Below are 20068 nucleotides of genomic sequence, written 5' to 3'. Positions count from 1 at the left end.
CGGCGACCACGCGTCGGAGGAGGCTTGTCATGGCGTCGATCACCTGGGTTGCCATTGCCGCCACCGCGTTCGTCGGCACCCATTTCCTCCTGTCGCATCCGCTGCGCGCAGCCATCGTCGCGCGGATCGGCGAGCGCGGGTTCCTGGGGGTCTACAGCCTCGTCGCCTTTGCCACGCTCGGCTGGCTGGTCGCCGCCTATCGCGCCGCGCCCGCGGAGGCACCGTTCTGGAGCGTCGGCGACGGCCTGTGGGCGATCGCTACCGTACTGATGCTGCTGGCGAGCATCCTGTTCATGGGCTCCCTGATCGGCAATCCGGCGCTGCCCGACCCGAACGGAGCAGCGAAGCCCGCCCCGACCCCGCGCGGTGTCTTCACCATCACGCGTCACCCGATGATGTGGGCGTTCGCGGTCTGGGGCGTCGTCCATATCCTGGTGCTGCCGACGCCGGCCAACACCGTGCTGGCGGCTGCGATCATCGTGCTGGCACTGGTCGGCGCGCATCTGCAGGACATCAAGAAGGCGCGGTTGCAGCCCGACCTGTGGCCGGCGTGGGAAGCGCGGACCAGCTACTGGCCGTTCGCGGCGCGCGGGCGGATCGGGGGCTTTCGCGGACACGATATCGGCGGCGGCGTGGTGCTGTGGCTGGCCGCGACCTGGGCGCATATCCCGCTCGCCGGCTGGGCGGCCGGGGTGTGGCGATGGATCGTGTGACCCGCGGGATCGTTACGCCGCTGTGACAAGGAGAGCCGCGATGGCGCACGAGCATACCGAGACGCAGCTTAAGGCCAACGTCTCGACCGAACCCGACGCCAAGCCGATCGCGGACCGGCCTGCCACGGAAACGCAGCCGAGCCCGAACCTGTCGACCGAACACCAGAAGGATGGCGATGCCCGCAGCCCCAGCGATACGCTCGATCGTGGTCAATAAGGCCCTCGTCGCGGCGATGCTCGCCGCACTCGCCCTCCCCGCTTATGCGCAGGACGCCAATACCGACGAACCCCGCCGCACGCGCGTGATCCTGGGCCCGCAGTTGGTCCCCCGCTACCCCGGCGCGGACGGCATGGCGGTGCGGCCGTACATCGACGTCTCGCGCGCACGCGGCGACGCCGATTTCCGGTTCGAGGCGCCCGACGAAAGCACCGGCTTCTCGCTCTACGACCGCGACGGGCTGGCGTTCGGCCCCGCGCTCAATTTCGAAGGCAAGCGCCGCCGCAGCGATGCCGGCGGGCTGGACGAAGTCGGCTTCTCGGTCGAGCTGGGAGGGGCCGCCTCGCTGGCGCTGACCCCGTCGATCCGCGCGCGGGTCGAGGCGCGCAAGGGCGTGAGCGGACACAAGGGCCTGATCGGCATGGCGGGCCTCGACTACGTCGTGCGAGACGGTAACCGCTGGCTGTGGTCGGTCGGCCCGCGCGTGACGCTGGCCGATGCCCGCTACGCACGCGCATACTTCGGCGTGACCCCGCGCGAGACGCTGGCGACCGGCATCGCCAGCTATAGGCCGGGCTCGATGGTGATGGTCGGCGCGACCGGCAGCGCACTGCGCCAGCTGACGACGCGTTGGGGCCTGTTCGGCTACGCCAAGTACGACCGGATCGTCGGCGATGCCGCGGACTCCCCGGTGACGCGCCGCTTCGGCGACCGCAATCAGTGGTCGGCGGGTGCAGGCGTCAGCTATACCTTCGGGCGGGGGCTGTAGGGACACCTCGACGACGACGCTTGCCGCGCGTATATTCGTCGCGAGGAGTAGAGCCCATGACTACCACGGAACGTTTTGTCGTCGATGTCCCAAGCAGCCTTGCTTCGGTCGTGCGCGATCAAGTAAGTTCGGGACGGTTCGACAGCCTGAGCGACGCGGTGACGGCAGGACTGGAAGCGGTGACCGACGAGGATCCGGAGTTAGAGGCGTGGATTGCCGGCCCTCTGGCTGCTGCTTATGATGCGGTCGAGGCACGCAGAACGACATTCTACTCGTCGGACGAGGTCAAGGCGCGTCTCGGCATTCGCGGTTGAAGAGGGTTCGCTACTCCGACGAGGCTCTGGCACGAATTGAAGAAATACATGCTTGGCTTGTCGAACAGGCCGGTAGCAACACCGCTGACAGAGTCGTCGCCGCGCTGACCGAAAGGTGCGATAGCCTTGCCACGTTCCCTCATCGGGGAACACCGCGCCCCGAAAGCCGTCCCTATCTGCGAACAATTCCTTACAAGCGGCGCTACGTGATCGGCTACCGCGTGGACGATGGCCAGGTCACGATCCTCGGCATCCTGGGAGCCGGCCAGGACCTAGACGTCCTGACCGACGACTGACCTACCCCACCCGGTTCGCCACCAGATCATCGACCACCGCCGGATCGGCCAGTGTCGACGTATCGCCCAGCGACGACACGTCGCCTTCCGCGATCTTGCGCAGGATCCGGCGCATGATCTTGCCCGAGCGGGTCTTGGGCAGGCCCGGCGCGAACTGGATGGCGTCGGGGGTCGCGATCGGGCCGATTTCGCTGCGGACCCATTGGCGCAGCTCGGCACGCAGATCGTCGGACGAGTCCACGCCCGCGTTCAGCGTCACATAGGCGTAGATGCCCTGCCCCTTCACATCGTGCGGCATCCCGACGACTGCGGCCTCGGCGACCTTTGCGTGGAGCACCAGCGCGCTCTCGACCTCGGCGGTGCCCATGCGGTGGCCGCTGACGTTGATGACATCGTCGACGCGGCCGGTGATCCAGTAATAGCCGTCCGCGTCGCGCCGGCAGCCGTCGCCGGTGAAGTATTTGCCCGGATAAGTGGTGAAATACGTCTGGAAGAATCGCGCATGGTCGCCCCAGACGGTGCGCATCTGCCCCGGCCAGCTGCGCGTGATGCACAGGTTGCCGCTGACGGCACCGTCGAGAACCTGGCCCGTCTCGTCGACCAACTCGGGGTGGACACCCGGCAACGGCTTCGTCGCGGAGCCGGGCTTCAGGTCGGTCGCGCCGGGCAACGGGGCGATCATCGCAGCCCCTGTCTCGGTCTGCCACCAGGTATCGACGATCGGGCAGCGCCCTTCGCCGACCACGTCGTGATACCAGCGCCAGGCCTCCGGATTGATCGGCTCGCCGACCGTGCCGAGCAGCTTCAGGCTCGACCGGTCGGTCCTGCCGACAAAGTCGTCGCCGTCCTTCATCAGCGCGCGCAAGGCGGTCGGCGCGGTAAAGATCGTGTGCACCTTGTGCCGGTCGACCACCTGCCAGATGCGGCTCGCGTCGGGCCAGTTGGGCAAACCTTCGTACATCAACGTCGTCGCGCCGTTCGCCAGCGGGCCGTAGAGGATGTAGCTGTGGCCGGTCACCCAGCCGATGTCGGCCGCGCACCACCACACGTCGCCGGAGCGATAGTCGAAGCACCAGTGGTGCGTCAGGCTGGCCCACAACAGGTAGCCGGCAGACGAATGCAGCACGCCCTTCGGTTTACCGGTCGACCCGCTGGTGTAGAGGATGAACAGCGGATCCTCCGCGTCCATTGGCTCGGCCGGACAGTCGGCGGAGACGGTGTCCGCGGCCTCGTGATACCACACATCGCGCGGCGTCATCGGCACGTCGGCGCCGGTCGCCCTGACGATGATGACGCGTTCCAGGCTCGGCGCGCGTTCGGCGGCCGCGTCGACATTGGCCTTCAGCGGAATGGTCTTGCCGCCGCGACGGCCGCAGTCGGCGGTGACCACGATTCTGGAATCGCAATCCACGATCCGGCCGGCCAGCGCATCGGGCGAGAAGCCGCCGAACACCACCGAATGGATCGCGCCGATCCGCGCGCAGGCCAGCACCGCGAACGCCGCTTCCGGAATCATCGGCATGTAGATGGTAACGCGGTCGCCCTTCGCGACGCCTTCAGCCTTCAGCACATTGGCGAAGCGGCAGACGTGCTGGAACAGCTCCAGATAGGTGAAGCGCTTCGGCTCTTCCTCGGGCGCGTCGGGTTCCCAGATCAGCGCGATGGCGTTGCCGCGGCTCGCCAGATGCCGGTCGAGGCAGTTGGCAGCGACGTTCAGCCGCCCGTCGGCGAACCAGCGCACGCCGAAATCGGCCTCGTCGAACGAGCTTTCGTCGGCGACCGTCGGCGGCACGATCCAGTCGAGCCGCTGCGCCTGGTCGAGCCAGAAACGGTCAGGATCGCTCGCCGCCGCGTCATACAGCGCGGCATATCTGTCCGCATCGACATGCGCGTGGCGCGCCCAGTCCTCAGGTACGCGGTAAACGTCGGACACTCGCCTCTCCTAGCTGTCGACGGGCTTTTGCGGCAGCATGATTGCGGGAGCAAGTCCTCAGACAATTCGAAAATGTCCATGCGACAAACCGCGACAGTTTCGTGCTGGACGCCGCTCGCCCCGCCCGGCACATCTGTCGGCGATGAAGCGTAGCATGACCATGGCCCTGCTCGCGGCGAGCGTTTCCGCGTGTACCGTGGGCCCCGACTATCGCCCACGCACCGCAGAACAGCTCGGCGTGCCGGCGGCCTTTTCCGTGGCGACGACTCCGGTGCGCGAGGATCTGACGCAGTGGTGGACGCGGTTTGACGATCCGCTGCTCCAGCGGCTGGTCGCATCCGCCGCCGACACCAACCTGGACGTGGCGCAGGCCGTCGCGCGGCTGCGGCAGGCGCGCGAGGCGCTGGTCCAGTCGCGCGCGCAACTGCTGCCCAACGTCAACGGATCGGGCGGGTACACGCGCAACCAGAATGTGATCGGCGGATCATCGACGATCGTGCTACCAGACGGTACCGTCACCAACATCTCGCGCGGCAATTCGAACAATTTCCAGCTTGGTGCCAGTGTGTCCTACCAGCTCGGCCTGTTCGGCGAGATCCGCCGGACGGTCGAGGCGAGCGGCGCGGAGTATCAGGCGTCGGGCTACAACCTGGCGACCGTCATCCTGTCGACGCAGGGCGAGATCGCGCGCAACTATATCCTCGCGCGCGCGGCACAGGCGCAGCTGGCGAACGCGCGCGCCAGCCTGGGGCTGCAGGACGACAATCTGGAGATCGCGGGCTTCCGCGTGCAGGCGGGGCTCGTCTCCAGCCTCGACCGCGAACAGGCGCGATCGCAACGCGCACAGACCGCCGCGACCATCCCGACGCTGGAGGCGAATTACAACAGCACGGTGTCGCGGCTGGGGGTGCTGACCGGCCAGGCACCGAGCGCGCTGAAGGCGGACATGGCGGCGGTGCGGGCGATCCCGAAGGGGCCGGCGATCGTCGGCGCGGGCATCCCCGCTGACGTGCTGCGCCAGCGGCCCGATGTGCTGGCGGCCGAGCGCAGCCTGGCCGCCGCCACCGCGCGGATCGGCGTCGCGGCGGCCGAACTGTATCCGGCGCTGGCGATCAGCGGGAACATCAGCACCAACGCATCCGGCATCGGCGGGCTGTTCGACACGGTCATCGGGTCGGTGTTCGCCGGGATTACCCAGTTGATCTTCGATGGCGGCCGCGCCCGCGCGCAGGTGCGATCGAACGAAGCCGCCGCCGACGCCGCATTTGCCGCCTACAAGGGCACGGTGCTGACCGCGCTGGAGGATGTCGAGACCGCCGTCGTCGCGCTCGACACCGCGCGGGCGCGGCAGCGCGAGTTCACGACCGCGCTGGATGCGGCCAATTCGACCGCGCTGCTCGCGCGGCTGCAATATCGCTCCGGCCTGACCGACTTCATCACGCTGACGCAGGCGGAAACCGCGTTGCTCAGCGCGCGCAACGGCCTGACGCAGGCGCAGTCGGACGAAGCGACCGCGCTCGTCCAGCTCTACCTCGCGCTCGGCGGCGGCTGGGATGCCGCGGCCGGTGCACCCCAAGCACCCGAACGCATACGGCAGGACCGCTGATGGCCACGACCACCGAGACGACTGACGATTTCCTGGGCGTGAAGCCGGTGAAGCCGTGGCGGCGCTATGCCAAATGGGCGGCGATCATCGTCGGCATCGTGCTGCTCGGCCTGCTGGTCAGCCGCTGCTTCAAGGGTGACGCCGCGCCCGAATATTCGACCGAGGCCGCCAGGCGCGGCGACCTGACGGTATCGGTATCGGCGACGGGCAAGCTTGCCCCGACCAACCAGGTGACGGTCGGGTCGCAACTGTCGGGGCTGGTCACGCGCGTCGTCGCCGACGTGAACGACCGGGTCGTCGCGGGTCAGGCGCTCGCGCTCATCGATCCCGAACAGATCGACGACCAGATCCGCGCCAGCCAGGCGCAGATCGCCGCCAACCAGGCGCAGGTGACGCAGGCCCGAGCGACGGTGGCGGAGGCGCAGGCGCAGCTCAACCGGCTGGAGGAAGTCTATCGCCTGTCCAACAAGCGTGTGCCCTCCGAAGCCGAATTGCAGACCGGCCGCGCCAATTACAGCCGCGCGGTCGCCGCGTTGAAGGTCGCGCAGGCCAATGTGACGGCCGCACAGGCCCAGCTTGCCCAGTCGCAGACGCAGCGCCAGCGCGCGATCATCCGGTCGCCGGTGTCGGGCGTCGTGCTCGCCCGCGCGGTCGATCCCGGCCAGACGGTCGCGGCGTCGTTCAACACCCCGACGCTGTTCGTCATCGCCGAAGACCTGTCGAAGATGAAGCTGGAAGTCTCGATCGACGAGGCCGACGTGGGCGAAGTGAAGACGGGGCAGAAGGCCACCTTCACGGTCGACGCCTTTCCGGGACGCACCTTTCCGGCACAGATCACGCGCGTCGATCTCGGCTCCAACCTGACGGTCAGCAGCGCGTCGTCGTCCAGCAGCGCGACGACGACCAGCGCGACCACCGGCCAGGTCGTGTCGTATGCCGCGGACCTGAGCGTCGCGAACCCCGACCTGACGCTACGCCCCGGCATGACCGCGACCGCGGACATCGTGACGACGCAGAAGCAGAACGTGCTGCTGGTCCCGAACGCCGCACTCCGCTTCCGCCCCGCGGCCGGCGGCCAGGGCGGCAACAGCGGGATCGCCGGATCGCTGGTGATGCGCGGCCCCCGCCGCGGACAAGGCAACGAACGCCAGGTGTCGACCAGCCGCGGTGCGCAGCAGACCGTCTATGTGAAGGGCGCCGACGGCACGCCGCAGCAGGTCCGCGTCGTGACCGGCGACACCAACGGCCAGATGACCGAAGTCATCGGCGGCGACCTGAAGCCGGGGATGCAGGTCATCACCGGACAGATGGCGAGCGATGCAGACACGCAGACCAAGGCTGGCGGGTCGGGCCGGCGCTCGGGCGGCGGTGGAGGTGGCCGTGGGCAGTAACGCCTGCAAAGCCCTCTCCCCCGCGGGGAGAGGGTTGGGAGAGGGGCAGGTGTCTCACCGAGACCGTCGTCTATGCGAGACCCCGCCCCCTCTCCCCGGAGGGGAGAGGGAGTTGTGAGCATCATCTCCCTGCGCGGCGTCACCAAGACCTATGGCGCCGGCGCGACGATGTTCCAGGCGCTCAAGGGCGTCGACCTCGACATCGAGGCGGGCGATTTCGTCGCGGTGATGGGGCCGTCGGGTTCGGGTAAGTCGACGACGATGAACATCCTCGGCTGCCTCGACGTGCCGAGCGGCGGCAGCTTCACGTTCCGCGGCCACCCTATCGAGACGCTGACCCGCGACCAGCGTGCGCTGCTGCGACGCAAGTATCTCGGCTTCGTGTTTCAGGGCTTCAACCTGCTGTCGCGCACGTCCGCGCTGGAGAATGTCGAATTGCCACTGCTCTACCGCGGCGAGGACAAGACGACGCGCCGCGAGCTGGGCATGGCGGCGCTCGACAAGGTCGGCCTTGCCAACTGGTGGGACCATACGCCCGCCGAACTGTCCGGCGGCCAGCAACAGCGCGTGGCCATCGCCCGCGCCATCGTGACCCAGCCCGACGTGCTGCTGGCGGACGAACCGACCGGCAATCTCGATTCGGAGCGCTCGGTCGAGATCATGGAACTGCTGACCGACCTCAACAGGAATTCGGGGATAACGGTGCTGATGGTGACGCACGAACCCGACATGGCGGCGTTCGCGCGAACCATCGTGCATTTCAAGGATGGCCTGGTCGAGCGGATCGAGCGCAAGACGGAGGTGGCGGCGTGACCAAAAACCACCGGTGCTCCCGCGCAGGCGGGAGCCTAGAGCCGCAAGCTACGCCCCTTGTAACCCTGGGCTTCCGCCTGCGCGGGAGCACGAGGACGTAATGCTCGGCACCACCTTCATCCTCGCGATCCGCTCGATCCGGCGCCACCTGCTGCGCTCGTTCCTGACCATCCTCGGCATCGTCATCGGCGTCGGCGCGGTCGTCACGATGGTCACGCTCGGCAAGGCGACCACGTCGGCCGTCCAGGCGCAGATTTCGGCGCTGGGCACGAATGTCCTCCAGATCCGCCCCGGCCAGGGCTTCGGTCGCGGTGGCGGGGGGCCGCGGCCGCCCGACTTCAAGCCCGAGGATGTGGACGCCATCCGCCGCCAGGTGACCGGCGTTACCGCCGTCGCCCCGCAGGCGCAGGCGACCGGCACCGCGATCTACGAAGGCAGCAACTGGTCGACGACGATCAACGGCACGACATCCGCGTATTTCCAGGTCCAGCCGTGGCCGCTGACGACCGGCCGCACCTTCATGCCGGCGGAGGAAGCCGCGGGGAAGGCCGTCTGCATCATCGGCAACACCGTCTACACCAACCTGTACCGCGGGGGCCAGGCGGTCGGCACGCGGATGCGGATCAACGGGATCAGCTGCGACGTCATCGGCGTGCTGACGACGCGCGGGCAGCAGGGGTTCGGCGGCGACCAGGACGACGTGGTCATCATGCCGCTGAAGGCGGTGCAGCGCCGCTTCACCGGCAATCGCGACATCCGCCTGATGCTGGTCGGCGTAAACACCGCCTTTTCGACCAGCACCGTCCAGTCGGGGATCGAGGACCTGCTGCGCGAACGCCGCAACATCTCGGGCGGCAAGCAGGACGATTTCAACATCTTCGACACCAAGCAGATCAGCGACACGCTGACCGGCACGACGACGATGCTGACCAACATCGTCGCGGCGGTCGCGGCGATCAGCCTGATCGTCGGCGGCATCGGCATCATGAACATCATGCTGGTGAGCGTGACCGAACGTACGCGCGAGATCGGCATCCGCCTGGCGATCGGCGCGGTGGCAAGCGAAGTGCTGTTGCAGTTCCTGGTCGAAGCGGTGGTGCTCTCGATGCTCGGCGGGCTGGTCGGCCTGGGCATCGCGCAGCTGGCCATCGCGGGCATCACGCCCCTGATGAAGGTGCCGTGGACGTTCGACCTGCAGATCAACCTGATCGCCTTTGCGATTTCGGCGGTGATCGGGGTCGTGTTCGGCTTCTTTCCGGCGCGGCGCGCGGCGGCGCTGAATCCGATCGACGCGCTGCGACACGAGTAAGGGCGGGCAACCCGCGAAGGCGGACACCGGTTCACGCACGGCAGCCACAAACCCGTCGTCCCCGCGCAGGCGGGGACCCACCTCGCGGACTGTCCTCTTGGCAAGCGCGGGAGATGGATTCCCGCCTTCGCGGGAATGACGGAGCTTTACCCCTGTGGCCGGGTGATCGTCAGTTCGGGCGCGTGGACCAGCGCGCGCAGCGCCTCCAGGTCTTCCGGCGTGTCGATGTCGATCAGTTCCGCGGGCGATGTCACGACGTGCTTGCCCGCCTGAACCAGGTCGCGCGCGCCGGCGTCGCCCTCCAGCGACATCAGGAAGTCGAACCGCCCCGCCCCGAACACGGCCGGCGGGCGCGGCTGGGTGCCGTCGCTGGATGCCACGACCGCATCGTCCGAGTCCGCCGCCTCCAGCAGGCGATAGATATGTGCAGCAGTTACGCGCGGCATGTCGGCGAGCGCGATCAGCACCGCCTTTGCGCCTGCGCCCTTCGCAGCTTCGACCCCCATCCGCACCGATCGCGCCATGCCGTCCTGCGGCTGGTCGTTGTGGAGGACGTGGTACCCCTGGAAATCGAGCGAGCAGCCGTCGCGCACGACGAAGCGGTCCTTGAACGGGATGTCCTCGAGCGCGGTCACGACGTGCAGCCCGACCGGCTTCTTCAGGAACTCCGCCTCCAGCTTGTTGCCGGTTTCGAAGCGCGACGAGCGCCCCGCCGCCAGCAGGATCAGGACAGTATCTTCAGCGCGGATCATTGAACGCTCCTATCATGGCGGCGGCGATCGACAGTGCGATCTCGGCCGGGCCGACCGCGCCGATGTCGAGCCCGACGGGCCCGTCGACGCGGTCGATCTGGTCTGGGGTCAGCCCGGCCGCAGCCAGTCGCTCTCGGCGGGCGGCGTGGCTGCGGCGGCTGCCGAGCGCGCCGACGTACGCCGCGTCGGTCGCCAGCGCGGCGATAAGCGCGGGGTCGTCGATCTTGGTATCGTGGCTGAGCGTCACCACCGCGGTCGAGGGGCCGGGCGTGTAGGCGGCGATTGCTTCGTCGGGCCAGCGATCATCGAGCGTGACGCCGGGAAACCGCTCTTCGGTCAGGAAGCGCGCGCGCGGATCGATGACGACGGTGCGGATGCCGAGCGTGGCCGCAAGCGCGGCGAGCGATTGCGCGATCTGCACCGCGCCGACGATCAGCAGCATCCGCGGCGGATCATAGCGGTTGACGAACGCCTCCCCGGTCTCGAGCGGGCGAAGGTCGCTATGGCCCGTCGCGAGGTCGGTCGCCACGACCAGCGCCTTGCCCTGCCCGCGCGCGTCGTCGATGCGGTCGAACAGTTCGGGGTCGAAGCCCTCCGCCGATACCGGCTGGACCAGTACCGCGATCTCGCCGCCGCACGGCAGGCCGACTTCCCAGGCCGCGGCATCGGCCACGCCGTAGCGCTTCACGACGGCGGGGGCGCCGGCGATCACGTCGGCCGCGGTCGCCAGAATGTCTGTCTCGACGCAGCCGCCCGACACCGACCCTTCGAACCGGCCATCGGCGTGGACGAGCATATGGCTGCCCCGCGGGCGCGGCGCCGAGCCCCAGGTCGACACGACCGTCGCCAGCGCAAGCGGCTCGCCCCGCCACGCGCGCGCGGCGGTCAGGACGCTGTCGTTATCGGCCATGGTCAACCCTTCCGCTACCGGGCCGTGGGCGATGCGGGCAGCGACCGGGCTTGGCAAGCCCCGGCGGCGATAACGGCTCGGATGGTCGATAGGCGCAAGTGACTGGTCCCGTGATGACAGCCACGCTAACGCTTGTTCCCGGTCAGGTATCCGGGACGAAAGGACAGTCGCATGTCGGCAGGATGGGCGCTGGTTCTGCTCGCCGCGGTCGGGCACAGTGGCGCGATGTCGGACCCCATCGTCATCGCCCACCGCGGCGCCAGCGGGCTGCGCCCCGAACACACCATCGCGGCCTACATGCTGGCGATCGAACAGGGCGCCGACTTCATCGAACCCGATCTGGTCCCCACGAAGGACGGCGTGCTGGTCGCGCGGCACGAGAACGAGATTTCGGAGACGACCGATGTCGCCGCGCATCCCGAATTCGCCGCGCGCAAGGGGACGAAGACGATCGACGGTGCACGCGTGACCGGCTGGTTCACCGAGGATTTCACGCTGGCCGAACTGAAGACGCTGCGCGCGAAGGAGCGGCTGCCGCTGCTGCGCGGGACGGCGCATGATGGCAAATTCGACGTGCCCACCTTCGCCGAAATCATCGCGCTCGCCAAAACGCACAAGGTCGGCGTCTATCCCGAGACCAAGCACCCGACCTATTTCGCGTCGATCGGGCTGGAGACGGACACGCCGCTGGTCGCGCAACTGAAGGCGGCCGGCTGGGACCGCGCCGATGCGCCGGTCTTTATCCAGTCGTTCGAGGTCGCGAACCTGAAGCGGCTGAAGGGGATGACCAGGGTCCGCCTGATCCAGCTGATGGATGCAAAGGGCGCGCCGGCCGACGGCACGCAGCCGAACTATGCCGCGATGGCGACGCCGGCCGGGCTGACCGCGATCGCCGCCTATGCCTACGGTATCGGCCCGAACAAGACGATGATCCGCGACGGCGACGCGGTGCCGACAAGCCTGGTCGCCGATGCCCATGCCGCGGGGCTGAAGGTCCACCCCTGGACGTTCCGGGCGGAGAATTTCTTCCTGCCGGCATCGCTGCGCAGCGGCATCGATCCGCGCGGACACGGGCGGCTACGCGATGAAATCGCGCGCTATCTCGAACTCGGCGTCGATGGTTTTTTCACCGACTTTCCGCTAGATGGGTCTAGCGCCCGCGACGCTCGCCGGCTGCGTTGAGCCTTGGGGGCCTGTATCGATGCGTAAAGTCCTGATCCTGTTGCCCTTCGCCGCGCTCGGCCTGTCGGGCTGCATCGCCAAGACTGCGGTCGATCTGGTCACCCTGCCGGTGCGCGCGGCGGGCCAGGCCGCCGACTGGGCGACCACCAGCCAGGACGAAGCCGACCGCAACTATGGCCGCCGGATGCGCCAAGCCGAAGCGCGCGAAGGCCGGGAACGCCGCGACTGGCAGAAGCGCTGCCGCAAGGACCCGCAGGGTTGCGGGTCGTACGATGGGTATGTCGCCGCGCAGGACGGGCGCGTGCACTAAGGCCGCCGGTGTGATGAAGCCATCTCCGTCATCCCCGCGAAGGCGGGGATAAATAGGCGCTGGTTCCCGTTGTGAATCGAGAAGTCAGCCAGAATTGATCCCCGCCTTCGCGGAGATGACGGGGGTTGGGGGCGTACCCAAAGTCTTCGCCACCGCAACCAGCACGTCCGGGTGCAGCTGCACCGCCAGATGCCCGCTGTGCACTTCGATCTCGCGACAATCCCCGCCGCGGCACGCCGCGCCTGCGACCAGGCCGTCCGAAGCGCTCCAGATCGCGGTTCCCGGTACCGGCAGCGGGCGGACGACTTCGGTCGCCAGCGCCGCCACATGCGGGTCGTCGACGCGCTCGCCCGTAAGCAGCTCGAACGCGCGCCAGACCCGCGTCGCGCGGGGATGCGCGGCATAGGGCGAACTGATCGTGACGACTTCGCGCACCAGATCGGGCCGGCGGTGCGCGACCAGCCGCGCCATGATGCCGCCCAGCGACACGCCGACCAGCGTCACCGGCTGCCCCGCCTCGGCCGCCAGCGATGCGACCTGTGCGACCAGCCGCTCGGCCTCCATCCCCACCGTCCGCGACCCGAAGTTGCGCCCCAGCCCCCAGCCGCGCGCGTCGTGGCCGATCCGACGCAGGTAGGTGCGCAGCGCGACGTTCGACCGGTCGCTGTTGAACATCCCCGGCAGGATCATCACCGGCCGCCCGTCACCGGACTGGCCCGCATCCAGCCGCCGCCAGCGCAGCGCCAGCCGCGCGACCGTCATTGCCGCGCGCGGCCATTCGCGAAAGGTCAGGGTCAGCGGCGGCGGGGGCAGGAGCGCGGTCATTGCGGCAACCAACGCATGACGCTGGCGGAAGTTGGCGTCCACGCGGCCGTACGGACGCCCGCGTGGCGCAGCGCTTCCCCGGTCCAGCTATTGCAGGTGCGGATCGCGCTGTAGCGGCCGTGCGCGGGATAGAAGACATCGTCCGGGCCATAGCCCGCGGTCGTGGCCCCGCCGGCGAAGCTCGCGCGGATGAACGCACTCAGTCGGGCGAATTCCTCCGGCCGCAGGATGACCGAGCGCACGTCGGGGCCCGGCACCGGCTCGGCCAGCGCATCGACGTGCATCACCGTGCGCTCGCTGCCCAATGCCGCGCGAATCACCGTCATCGGCCGCAGGTCGCGCCACGTCGGCGTCTCTACGTAAAAGGCGCGATCGCCCCAGCCGAAGCTGCGCCAGCGGTGCCAGGCATAGCGCGGATCGGCGAAGTCGCGCGGGCGGACGATGTCCCCCCATCCGTCCGCCGGCAGGACGATCCCGGTGTGGATGCCGTTGTCGATCACGTAGATGCGGATGCCCGTGCCGGCCTGGCGCCAGTCGCGGTTGACCGGCCACCATCCGCCGACCGCCGCCGCCGTCGCCCACAGCGCGATCGCGATCAGCGGCAGCGCGAGGAGCCAGCGAAACGCGCGGTATCGTATCATTTGCAACTATGCTAATCCCTGGTCATGGCCGACGACACCCACGTACTCGCCGCCCCGCCGCCGGGCGCCAACGCCGACTGGACGATCCCGCAGGAGTGGTCGCACTATACGGCCGAGGAACATGCCACCTGGGATACGCTGTTCGAGCGCCAGGCGAAACTGCTGCCCGGTCGTGCGTCCGAAGCGTTCCTGCGCGGGTTGGACGTGCTGAAGCTGTCGAAGCCGGGCATCCCCGATTTCGAGGAACTGAGCGCGCGGCTGACCGACCTGACCGGCTGGAGCGTCGTCGCCGTCCCCGGCCTGGTCCCCGACGACGTGTTCTTCGACCATATGGCCAACCGCCGCTTCGTCGCGGGCAATTTCATCCGCCGGCCCGACCAGCTCGATTACCTCCAGGAGCCCGACGTCTTCCACGACGTGTTCGGCCATGTCCCGATGCTGGCCGACCCGGTCTTCGCCGATTACCTCGCCGCCTACGGCCGCGGCGGCCTGCGCGCGCTGGAACTGGGGTCGCTGAAGCAGCTCGCGCGCCTCTACTGGTACACCGTCGAATTCGGCCTGGTCGCCGAGCCCGAGGGGCTGCGCATCTACGGCGCGGGCATCGTCTCCAGCTTTTCCGAATCGAAGTTCGCGCTCGACGACCCTAGTCCCAACCGCATCGGCTTCGACATGAAGCGGGTGATGCAGACCGACTACCGGATCGACGATTTCCAGCAGACGTACTTCGTCATCGACAGCTTCGACGACCTGCTGCGCCAGACCGTCGAAACCGACTTCGCGCCGCTGTACGACGAGATCGTCGGCAAGCCGGCAATCCCGGTCGATGCGGTGCTGAAGGACGATCACGCCATCACCGTAGGCACGCAGGATTATGCGCGGGGGAAGATAAGCTAGCGCTGCTTCTTCGTCAGCGTCGCGGTGAAGTCGGGGTCCTTCTTCGCGACCCAGTCGACGAATTTCCGGATGTTCGGGTTATCCAGCAGGCCGGTCACGTCCATCCCGTGCCGTTGCAGCTCGGAATTGGTGAAGTTGGCGATCAGCGTCTGCTGGCAGATCGGGTGCATCGGCACCACGTCCTTGCCGCCGCGGCTCTTGGGCACGGGATGATGCCAGACGATCGTGCTGCCGGTCGGTCGGCCGCATAGCCAGCAGGGCACCGGAGCGGCCGGGGCGTCGTCCTCCGGCTTCAGGTGATCATAGGGGTCCTGCTTCGAACGTCTGGCCATGGCTCGCTTCACCTGTCGTCTCGCCGCCCCCTGTAGCCGAGCGATCCGCTACGTCCTATGCAAACCACCGCGCACCGCCGGGGAAATGAACGATGACGACACCGACGAAACCCTGGGACGCAGCGGTGGTCCGCACCTGGCTGGAGCGTCGGCACGCGGCGGCGCGGCTCGATCAGGCGGCGGCGGACCGGCGCGGGTACGAAGCGCGCGACGATTTCGACAAGGCCGCGGCCGAGGAATGGGTCTGCCGCACCTTGAAGGGCGATGACAGCGTCGACGACCGGGTCGCGTTCGCCGCGCGGCTGAAGGCACTGATCGGCCAGGACGACTATCCCGCGACCGGGCTGCACGACGACATCCGGTTCGACCGCCACGTCCGCACCTATCTGCGCAAGGTCGCCAAGATGACGAAGGAAAACGCAGGCTTCGAGAAGCTTTTCCGGCACCAGTGAAGGGCGGATCGGGGGGAAGAAGCCCTTCGCTGGCGCTCCGGGAGTTTTACGGGAAATCGCGCCCCGCGCGATTTCTGCTCCGTAAAACTGGTGGACAGGGCTGGATTCGAACCAGCGTACGGGAAACCCGGGCAGATTTACAGTCTGCTGCCTTTAACCACTCGGCCACCTGTCCATCAGGTCTGCGCTTCCGGTAAGAAGCGGTCGCTCGTGGTGAAGCGAGGCGCGCCCAATGCCCAAGCGGATGCGTGCTGTCAACGCACCTTTGTGCGATGCGAGTTGCCTTGCGCCCCGCCCGTCCCCCGCATAGCAGAGTGGCAGCTCGAAAAATTCGACAAAGGGGACATCCATGCGCCGCTTGGCACTCGCGCTCGCCGCCACCACTTCGCTTGCCGCCGCCCTGCCCGCCACGGCGCAGACGGTCGACCGCACGCAGATCCAGCGGATCATCGACGAAGGCACCAACCAGTCCGAGGTCATGGTCAACAGCCAGTATCTGATGGACATGATCGGCCCGCGCCTGACCAACTCGCCCGGTATGCGCAAGGCCGAAGCCTGGACGATGGACAAGTTCCGCGACTGGGGCCTGAAGAACGTCCACAAGGAAGGCTTCGACTTCGGCCGCGGCTGGTCGATCGAGCGCGCCAGCGTCCGCATGGTCAGCCCGCGCCCGCTCCAGCTGACCGCGATCCCCATCGCCTGGACGCCGGGCACGAACGGCACGATTACCGCACCGGTCATCGTCGCGCCGATCTCGGCCGAGCGCCATTTCGACAAGTGGCGCGGCAAACTTTCCGGCAAGATCGTCATGATCTCGCGCCCGACCAACGGGTCGGAGGAAACCGACGCCCCGTTCGAGCGGCTGACCGGCGACCAGATCGCCAAGCTCGATACCTTCCGCCAGCCGCGCTACGACCCCGAAGCCGCCGATCGCCGCATGAAGCGCAACGACTTCGCCAAGAAGCTCGTCGCGTTCCTCAAGGCCGAGGGCGCGGTCGCCTATGCCACCGAAAGCTACCGTGACGGGATGCTGGTCCACGGCGAAGGCTATCTGTTCGGCGTCGGCGATACCTCCCCCCTCCCCGGCATCCAGCTGGCGGCCGAGGACTATCGCCGCCTGGCCCGCATCGCCAAGGCCGGCCCCGCGCCGACGCTGGAAGTGATGAGCGACGTCCGTTTCGACGACAGCGATCGCCAGGCGTACAACATCATCGCCGAAATCCCCGGCACTGATCCCAAAGCCGGCTATGTCATGGCCGGCGGGCACCTCGACAGCTGGGTCGCCGGCGACGGCGCGACCGACGACGGCGCGGGCGTGATGATGGTGATGGAGGCCGCACGCATCCTGTCCAAGATGAACGTGCGCCCGAAGCGCACCATCCGCTTCGCGCTCTGGTCGGGCGAGGAACAGGGCATCCTCGGCAGCCTGGCCTATGTCGAGAAGCATCTGGCGACGCGCGGGACGGGCACGAACACGCAGACCGGGCTCGACCGCTACATGGGCTGGGGCAACCGCTGGCCGGTGACGCCGCAGCCGGGCTACAACGACCTGGCGGCGTATTTCAACATCGACAACGGCGGGGGCAAGCTGCGCGGCATCTATGCCGAACAGAATATCGCGGCGGCACCGATCCTGCGCGAATGGCTCAGCCCGTTCGCCAGCATGGGCGCCAAGGACGTCGTGATTTCCAAGACCGGCGGCACCGACCATGTGTTCATGCAGGCGGTCGGCGTGCCCGGGTTCCAGTTCATCCAGGATCCGCTGGATTATGATTCGCGCACCCACCACTCCAGCGCCGACACGTTCGACAAGCTGAAGGGTGACGACATGCGCCAGGGATCGATCGTGCTGGCCGGAATGCTGCTGCAGGCCGCCAACGCCGACAAGCCGCTGCCGCGCGGGCCGCTGCCGCAGCAGCCCAAGGTCACCGATCCGTTCGCCTACGCCGATCCGGACGAAGACCGGTGAGCCGCCGCCCGCCCAAGACCGGGCACCGCCCGGGCAAGTCCGCCGCATCGTCGCGTCCCCGGTTCTGGGGGCGCCACCCGGTACTGGCGGCGCTCGCCAACCCGGAACGCCGCATCCGCAAGATCTGGGCGACACCCGATGCGGTCGGGCTGCTCGGCAAGCCCGACCCGTCGATCCCGCTGCTGATCGCCGATGCGCAGGACCTGGCACGGCTGGTGCCGAGCGACGCGCCGCACCAGGGGCTGGTGGCGGAGGTCGATCCGCTGGAGGACATCTGGCTGGGCGACCTGCTGGCGCAAGGGTCGGATGACGAACGGCCGATCATCGTGCTCGACCAGGTGACCGACCCGCACAACGTCGGCGCCGTGCTGCGTTCGGCCGCGGCGTTCGACGCACTCGGCATCGTCACCCAGGATCGCCACGCGCCACCCGAATCCGGCGCGCTGGCCCGCTCCGCCTCGGGCACGCTGGAAACCGTGCCGTGGGTCCGCGTCGTCAACCTGGCGCGCGCGCTGGAGGAGATATCGGAAGCGGGATACTGGCGCATCGGCCTGACCGGCGCCGGCACCGCGACGCTCAGCGAGGCGCTGGGCATCCGCAAGGTCGCGCTCGTGCTCGGGTCCGAAGGCGAAGGGATGCGCCAGAATGTCGAGGCGCACTGCGACCAGCTCGCGCGCCTGCCGATTTCCGACAAGGTCGAAAGCCTGAACGTGTCGAACGCCGCGGCGATCGCGCTGTACGCGGTGGCGGCGACGCGGTGAGCGCACCCCGGCTGGCGATCGCGACCACCGGGCTGACCAAGTCGCTCGGTGGTGCCTGCGTCGTCGACGATGTCGCGCTCGCGGTGCCGGCGGGGTCGGTCTATGGCTTCCTGGGCCCCAACGGTGCCGGCAAGACGACGACCATGCGATTGCTGCTGGGGCTGATGCGGCCCGATGCGGGCGACGTGCAGTTGCTGGGCCATGCCATGCCCGGCGATGCGCGCGCCGCGCTGGCGCGGATCGGGGCGTTTATCGAGACGCCGGGGCTGTACGATCACCTGAGCGGGCGCACCAACCTGGACCTCACGCGGCGCCTGCGCGATCTACCGGCGTCGGAAATCGACCGTGTGCTGGACCTCGTGGACCTGACCGACGCGGCGAAGCGGCGGGCGGGCACCTATTCGCTGGGGATGAAGCAGCGTCTGGCGCTTGCCCGTGCCCTGCTCGGCCGGCCGGAGCTGTTGCTGCTGGACGAACCGACCAACGGCCTGGATCCGGACGGTATCATCGCCATGCGCGACCTGATCCGCACCTTGCCGCAGGCGAGCGGCTGCACCGTGTTCGTGTCCAGCCACCTGTTGAGCGAAGTCGAGCAGATGGCGACGCATATGGGCATGATGCGGCGCGGACGGCTGGTGCTGCAAGGCGAGGTCCGCACGCTGATCGGCACCGCGCAGACGGTGCGGATCGCGCTTGGCGACGCGGTTCGCGGGGCGGCGCTGCTGAACGCGGCCGGGCTGGATGCGACGATCGACGGCGATGCACTGGTCCTCGCCGGCGATCCCGACGCGATGCGCGCCGTGATCGCCGCGGCCCTGCGCCATCTGGTCGGTGCCGGGATCGAGGTGTTCGGTGCGGTGCCTGAAACGCGCTCGCTGGAGGGGCTGTACCGCGACACGGTCGCACGTGAGGAGGCGGCATGATCGTCCTGCTATACGCCGAGGTGACGAAGCTGCGCGGGTCGCTCGCGCTGCTGCTGGCGGTCGTCGCCCCCGCGCTGCCAGCGCTGCTGGTCTTCCTGGGCATGATCGGCAGCCGCAAGGTGCCCGCCTGGGGCAGCATCTACCTCAGCTTCTCCTTGCCCGTCTGGTCGCTGTTCCTGATGCCGATGACGATCGCCGCCTTCGTGGCGCTCGTCGGCCAGATCGAACATCGCTCGCGCGGGTGGGATCACCTGCTGACCCTGCCGATCCGCCGCTGGCAGCTGTTCGCGGCAAAGCTGGTGGTGACGGTCGCGGTCATCGTCGGCATGACGCTGCTGATGCTTGCCTTTGCCACCGCAGCGGCGGCGCTGGCCGGATCGATCCGCGGTACCATGCCGGTCGGCACGATCCCGTGGCGTATGGTCCTGGATCGAACCGCCGCGATGCTTGTCGCCAGCGGGCTGTTCAGCGTCATCCTGCTGTGGACGGCGCTGCGCTTCGCCAGTTTCGTCGTGCCGCTGGGCGTCCGCATCGCCGGCGTCCTGGTCGCGCTATCGGTCGCGATCGCGCGAACGGACAAGGCGGATTACTTTCCCTGGCTGTTGCAGGTGAAGGTATTTCAGTCGCCCGATCCGTGGGTGTACGGCGCGATCGGCGGCGTCGGGGGCGCGGTGCTGGCGGTGGCGATGGTCGCTGCGATGGCGCGGCAGAGTTTTCGATAGGTTTCGGCGCACTGCACGGCTGTCCGTCAGCCCC

At 68.3% G+C, this 20068-nt stretch carries 23 protein-coding genes and 1 tRNA gene; 17 read left to right on the top strand and 7 right to left on the bottom strand.

Features of this window, described 5'->3' with window-relative positions:
* Nucleotides 1-29: 29 nt before the first annotated feature.
* Genes ASE86_RS05050 through ASE86_RS15635 form a run of 5 tightly spaced genes read left to right on the top strand, consistent with a single transcriptional unit; the run spans nucleotide 30 to nucleotide 2309 of the window.
* Nucleotides 30-713, top strand: a complete 684-nt coding sequence (locus ASE86_RS05050; protein WP_056423168.1) for an NnrU family protein — start codon at nucleotides 30-32, stop codon at nucleotides 711-713.
* A gap of 40 nt (nucleotides 714-753) precedes the next feature.
* Nucleotides 754-930 carry a hypothetical protein gene (locus tag ASE86_RS15910; RefSeq protein ID WP_156347029.1) on the top strand — a complete coding sequence of 59 codons (177 nt, stop codon included), beginning with the start codon at nucleotides 754-756 and terminating at the stop codon, nucleotides 928-930.
* A complete protein-coding gene (locus ASE86_RS05045) occupies nucleotides 920-1699 on the top strand; it encodes a MipA/OmpV family protein (protein WP_162233308.1) in 780 nt (259 codons plus the stop codon). The genes ASE86_RS15910 and ASE86_RS05045 overlap by 11 nt, the downstream gene beginning before the upstream one ends.
* 56 nt (nucleotides 1700-1755) lie before the next feature.
* Nucleotides 1756-2013, top strand: a complete 258-nt coding sequence (locus tag ASE86_RS05040) for a hypothetical protein (RefSeq protein WP_056423161.1) — start codon at nucleotides 1756-1758, stop codon at nucleotides 2011-2013.
* Entirely contained in the window at nucleotides 2010-2309 is a 300-nt protein-coding gene (locus ASE86_RS15635) for a type II toxin-antitoxin system RelE/ParE family toxin (RefSeq protein ID WP_162233307.1), read from the top strand. Before ASE86_RS05040 ends, ASE86_RS15635 begins: the two co-directional genes overlap by 4 nt.
* Nucleotide 2310: 1 nt before the next feature.
* On the opposite strand, the gene acs is transcribed toward ASE86_RS15635, so the two are convergent.
* Entirely contained in the window at nucleotides 2311-4242 is a 1932-nt protein-coding gene (gene acs / locus ASE86_RS05035; RefSeq protein WP_056423158.1) for an acetate--CoA ligase, read from the bottom strand.
* Between the two features lie 160 nt (nucleotides 4243-4402).
* Between acs and ASE86_RS05030 the strand changes: the two genes are divergently transcribed.
* The 4 genes from ASE86_RS05030 to ASE86_RS05015 all read left to right on the top strand — a co-directional run bounded on the left by ASE86_RS05030 (nucleotide 4403) and on the right by ASE86_RS05015 (nucleotide 9361).
* The gene (locus tag ASE86_RS05030) at nucleotides 4403-5848 is read left to right on the top strand and encodes an efflux transporter outer membrane subunit (RefSeq protein WP_235524070.1); all 1446 of its coding nucleotides are present in this window, start codon (nucleotides 4403-4405) and stop codon (nucleotides 5846-5848) included.
* Nucleotides 5848-7239 (top strand): efflux RND transporter periplasmic adaptor subunit, encoded by a 1392-nt coding sequence (locus ASE86_RS05025; RefSeq protein WP_056423152.1) that lies wholly within the window; start codon nucleotides 5848-5850, stop codon nucleotides 7237-7239. Before ASE86_RS05030 ends, ASE86_RS05025 begins: the two co-directional genes overlap by 1 nt.
* Before the next feature lie 72 nt (nucleotides 7240-7311).
* Nucleotides 7312-8052 (top strand): ABC transporter ATP-binding protein, encoded by a 741-nt coding sequence (locus ASE86_RS05020; protein ID WP_056423149.1) that lies wholly within the window; start codon nucleotides 7312-7314, stop codon nucleotides 8050-8052.
* Nucleotides 8053-8152: 100 nt separating this feature from the next.
* On the top strand, nucleotides 8153-9361 hold the full coding sequence (locus tag ASE86_RS05015; protein ID WP_056423146.1) for an ABC transporter permease: 1209 nt from the start codon (nucleotides 8153-8155) through the stop codon (nucleotides 9359-9361).
* A 146-nt stretch (nucleotides 9362-9507) separates the two neighbouring features.
* Here the strand turns inward: ASE86_RS05015 and ASE86_RS05010 are convergent, their stop codons facing one another.
* A complete protein-coding gene (locus tag ASE86_RS05010) occupies nucleotides 9508-10113 on the bottom strand; it encodes an NTP transferase domain-containing protein (protein ID WP_056423143.1) in 606 nt (201 codons plus the stop codon).
* Nucleotides 10100-11023, bottom strand: a complete 924-nt coding sequence (locus ASE86_RS05005) for an XdhC family protein (RefSeq protein ID WP_056423141.1) — start codon at nucleotides 11021-11023, stop codon at nucleotides 10100-10102. Before ASE86_RS05005 ends, ASE86_RS05010 begins: the two co-directional genes overlap by 14 nt.
* Nucleotides 11024-11194: 171 nt before the next feature.
* Here ASE86_RS05005 and ASE86_RS05000 point away from each other — a divergent pair, with 171 nt between their 5' ends.
* Both ASE86_RS05000 and ASE86_RS04995 read left to right on the top strand, forming a co-directional pair.
* Nucleotides 11195-12205 carry a glycerophosphodiester phosphodiesterase gene (locus ASE86_RS05000; protein ID WP_056423138.1) on the top strand — a complete coding sequence of 337 codons (1011 nt, stop codon included), beginning with the start codon at nucleotides 11195-11197 and terminating at the stop codon, nucleotides 12203-12205.
* 19 nt (nucleotides 12206-12224) lie between these two features.
* Nucleotides 12225-12515 carry a hypothetical protein gene (locus tag ASE86_RS04995; protein ID WP_056423135.1) on the top strand — a complete coding sequence of 97 codons (291 nt, stop codon included), beginning with the start codon at nucleotides 12225-12227 and terminating at the stop codon, nucleotides 12513-12515.
* 84 nt (nucleotides 12516-12599) lie between these two features.
* Here the strand turns inward: ASE86_RS04995 and ASE86_RS04990 are convergent, their stop codons facing one another.
* Nucleotides 12600-13340 (bottom strand): alpha/beta fold hydrolase, encoded by a 741-nt coding sequence (locus ASE86_RS04990; protein WP_056423132.1) that lies wholly within the window; start codon nucleotides 13338-13340, stop codon nucleotides 12600-12602.
* Nucleotides 13337-13981, bottom strand: a complete 645-nt coding sequence (locus ASE86_RS04985) for a TIGR02117 family protein (RefSeq protein WP_082441677.1) — start codon at nucleotides 13979-13981, stop codon at nucleotides 13337-13339. The genes ASE86_RS04990 and ASE86_RS04985 overlap by 4 nt, the downstream gene beginning before the upstream one ends.
* Before the next feature lie 24 nt (nucleotides 13982-14005).
* Here ASE86_RS04985 and phhA point away from each other — a divergent pair, with 24 nt between their 5' ends.
* The gene (gene phhA / locus ASE86_RS04980; RefSeq protein ID WP_056423129.1) at nucleotides 14006-14875 is read left to right on the top strand and encodes a phenylalanine 4-monooxygenase; all 870 of its coding nucleotides are present in this window, start codon (nucleotides 14006-14008) and stop codon (nucleotides 14873-14875) included.
* Here the strand turns inward: phhA and ASE86_RS04975 are convergent.
* Complete coding sequence (locus ASE86_RS04975; RefSeq protein WP_056426651.1) at nucleotides 14872-15207, bottom strand: hypothetical protein; 336 nt, start codon at nucleotides 15205-15207, stop codon at nucleotides 14872-14874. The two genes, phhA and ASE86_RS04975, sit on opposite strands and share 4 nt — an antisense overlap.
* Before the next feature lie 92 nt (nucleotides 15208-15299).
* Between ASE86_RS04975 and ASE86_RS04970 the strand changes: the two genes are divergently transcribed.
* Entirely contained in the window at nucleotides 15300-15659 is a 360-nt protein-coding gene (locus ASE86_RS04970; protein ID WP_200911487.1) for a hypothetical protein, read from the top strand.
* An 88-nt stretch (nucleotides 15660-15747) separates the two neighbouring features.
* Here ASE86_RS04970 and ASE86_RS04965 read toward each other — a convergent pair.
* Nucleotides 15748-15834: transfer RNA gene (locus ASE86_RS04965), tRNA-Tyr, on the bottom strand.
* A 174-nt stretch (nucleotides 15835-16008) separates the two neighbouring features.
* Between ASE86_RS04965 and ASE86_RS04960 the strand changes: the two genes are divergently transcribed.
* From ASE86_RS04960 to ASE86_RS04945, 4 genes are read left to right on the top strand one after another with little or no spacing between them, the layout of a single operon-like run.
* Entirely contained in the window at nucleotides 16009-17628 is a 1620-nt protein-coding gene (locus ASE86_RS04960) for a M20/M25/M40 family metallo-hydrolase (RefSeq protein WP_056423127.1), read from the top strand.
* Nucleotides 17625-18389 carry a 23S rRNA (guanosine(2251)-2'-O)-methyltransferase RlmB gene (gene rlmB / locus ASE86_RS04955; RefSeq protein ID WP_056423124.1) on the top strand — a complete coding sequence of 255 codons (765 nt, stop codon included), beginning with the start codon at nucleotides 17625-17627 and terminating at the stop codon, nucleotides 18387-18389. Before ASE86_RS04960 ends, rlmB begins: the two co-directional genes overlap by 4 nt.
* On the top strand, nucleotides 18386-19312 hold the full coding sequence (locus ASE86_RS04950) for an ATP-binding cassette domain-containing protein (RefSeq protein ID WP_200911486.1): 927 nt from the start codon (nucleotides 18386-18388) through the stop codon (nucleotides 19310-19312). The genes rlmB and ASE86_RS04950 overlap by 4 nt, the downstream gene beginning before the upstream one ends.
* Nucleotides 19309-20034, top strand: a complete 726-nt coding sequence (locus ASE86_RS04945; RefSeq protein ID WP_056423119.1) for an ABC transporter permease — start codon at nucleotides 19309-19311, stop codon at nucleotides 20032-20034. The genes ASE86_RS04950 and ASE86_RS04945 overlap by 4 nt, the downstream gene beginning before the upstream one ends.
* The last annotated feature ends 34 nt before the right edge of the window (nucleotides 20035-20068 follow it).

The sequence above is a fragment of the Sphingomonas sp. Leaf33 genome (assembly GCF_001421785.1).
Taxonomy (GTDB): domain Bacteria; phylum Pseudomonadota; class Alphaproteobacteria; order Sphingomonadales; family Sphingomonadaceae; genus Sphingomonas.
Note: the sequence above shows the minus strand (reverse complement) of the source record. Positions and strands in the feature narration are given on the sequence as shown.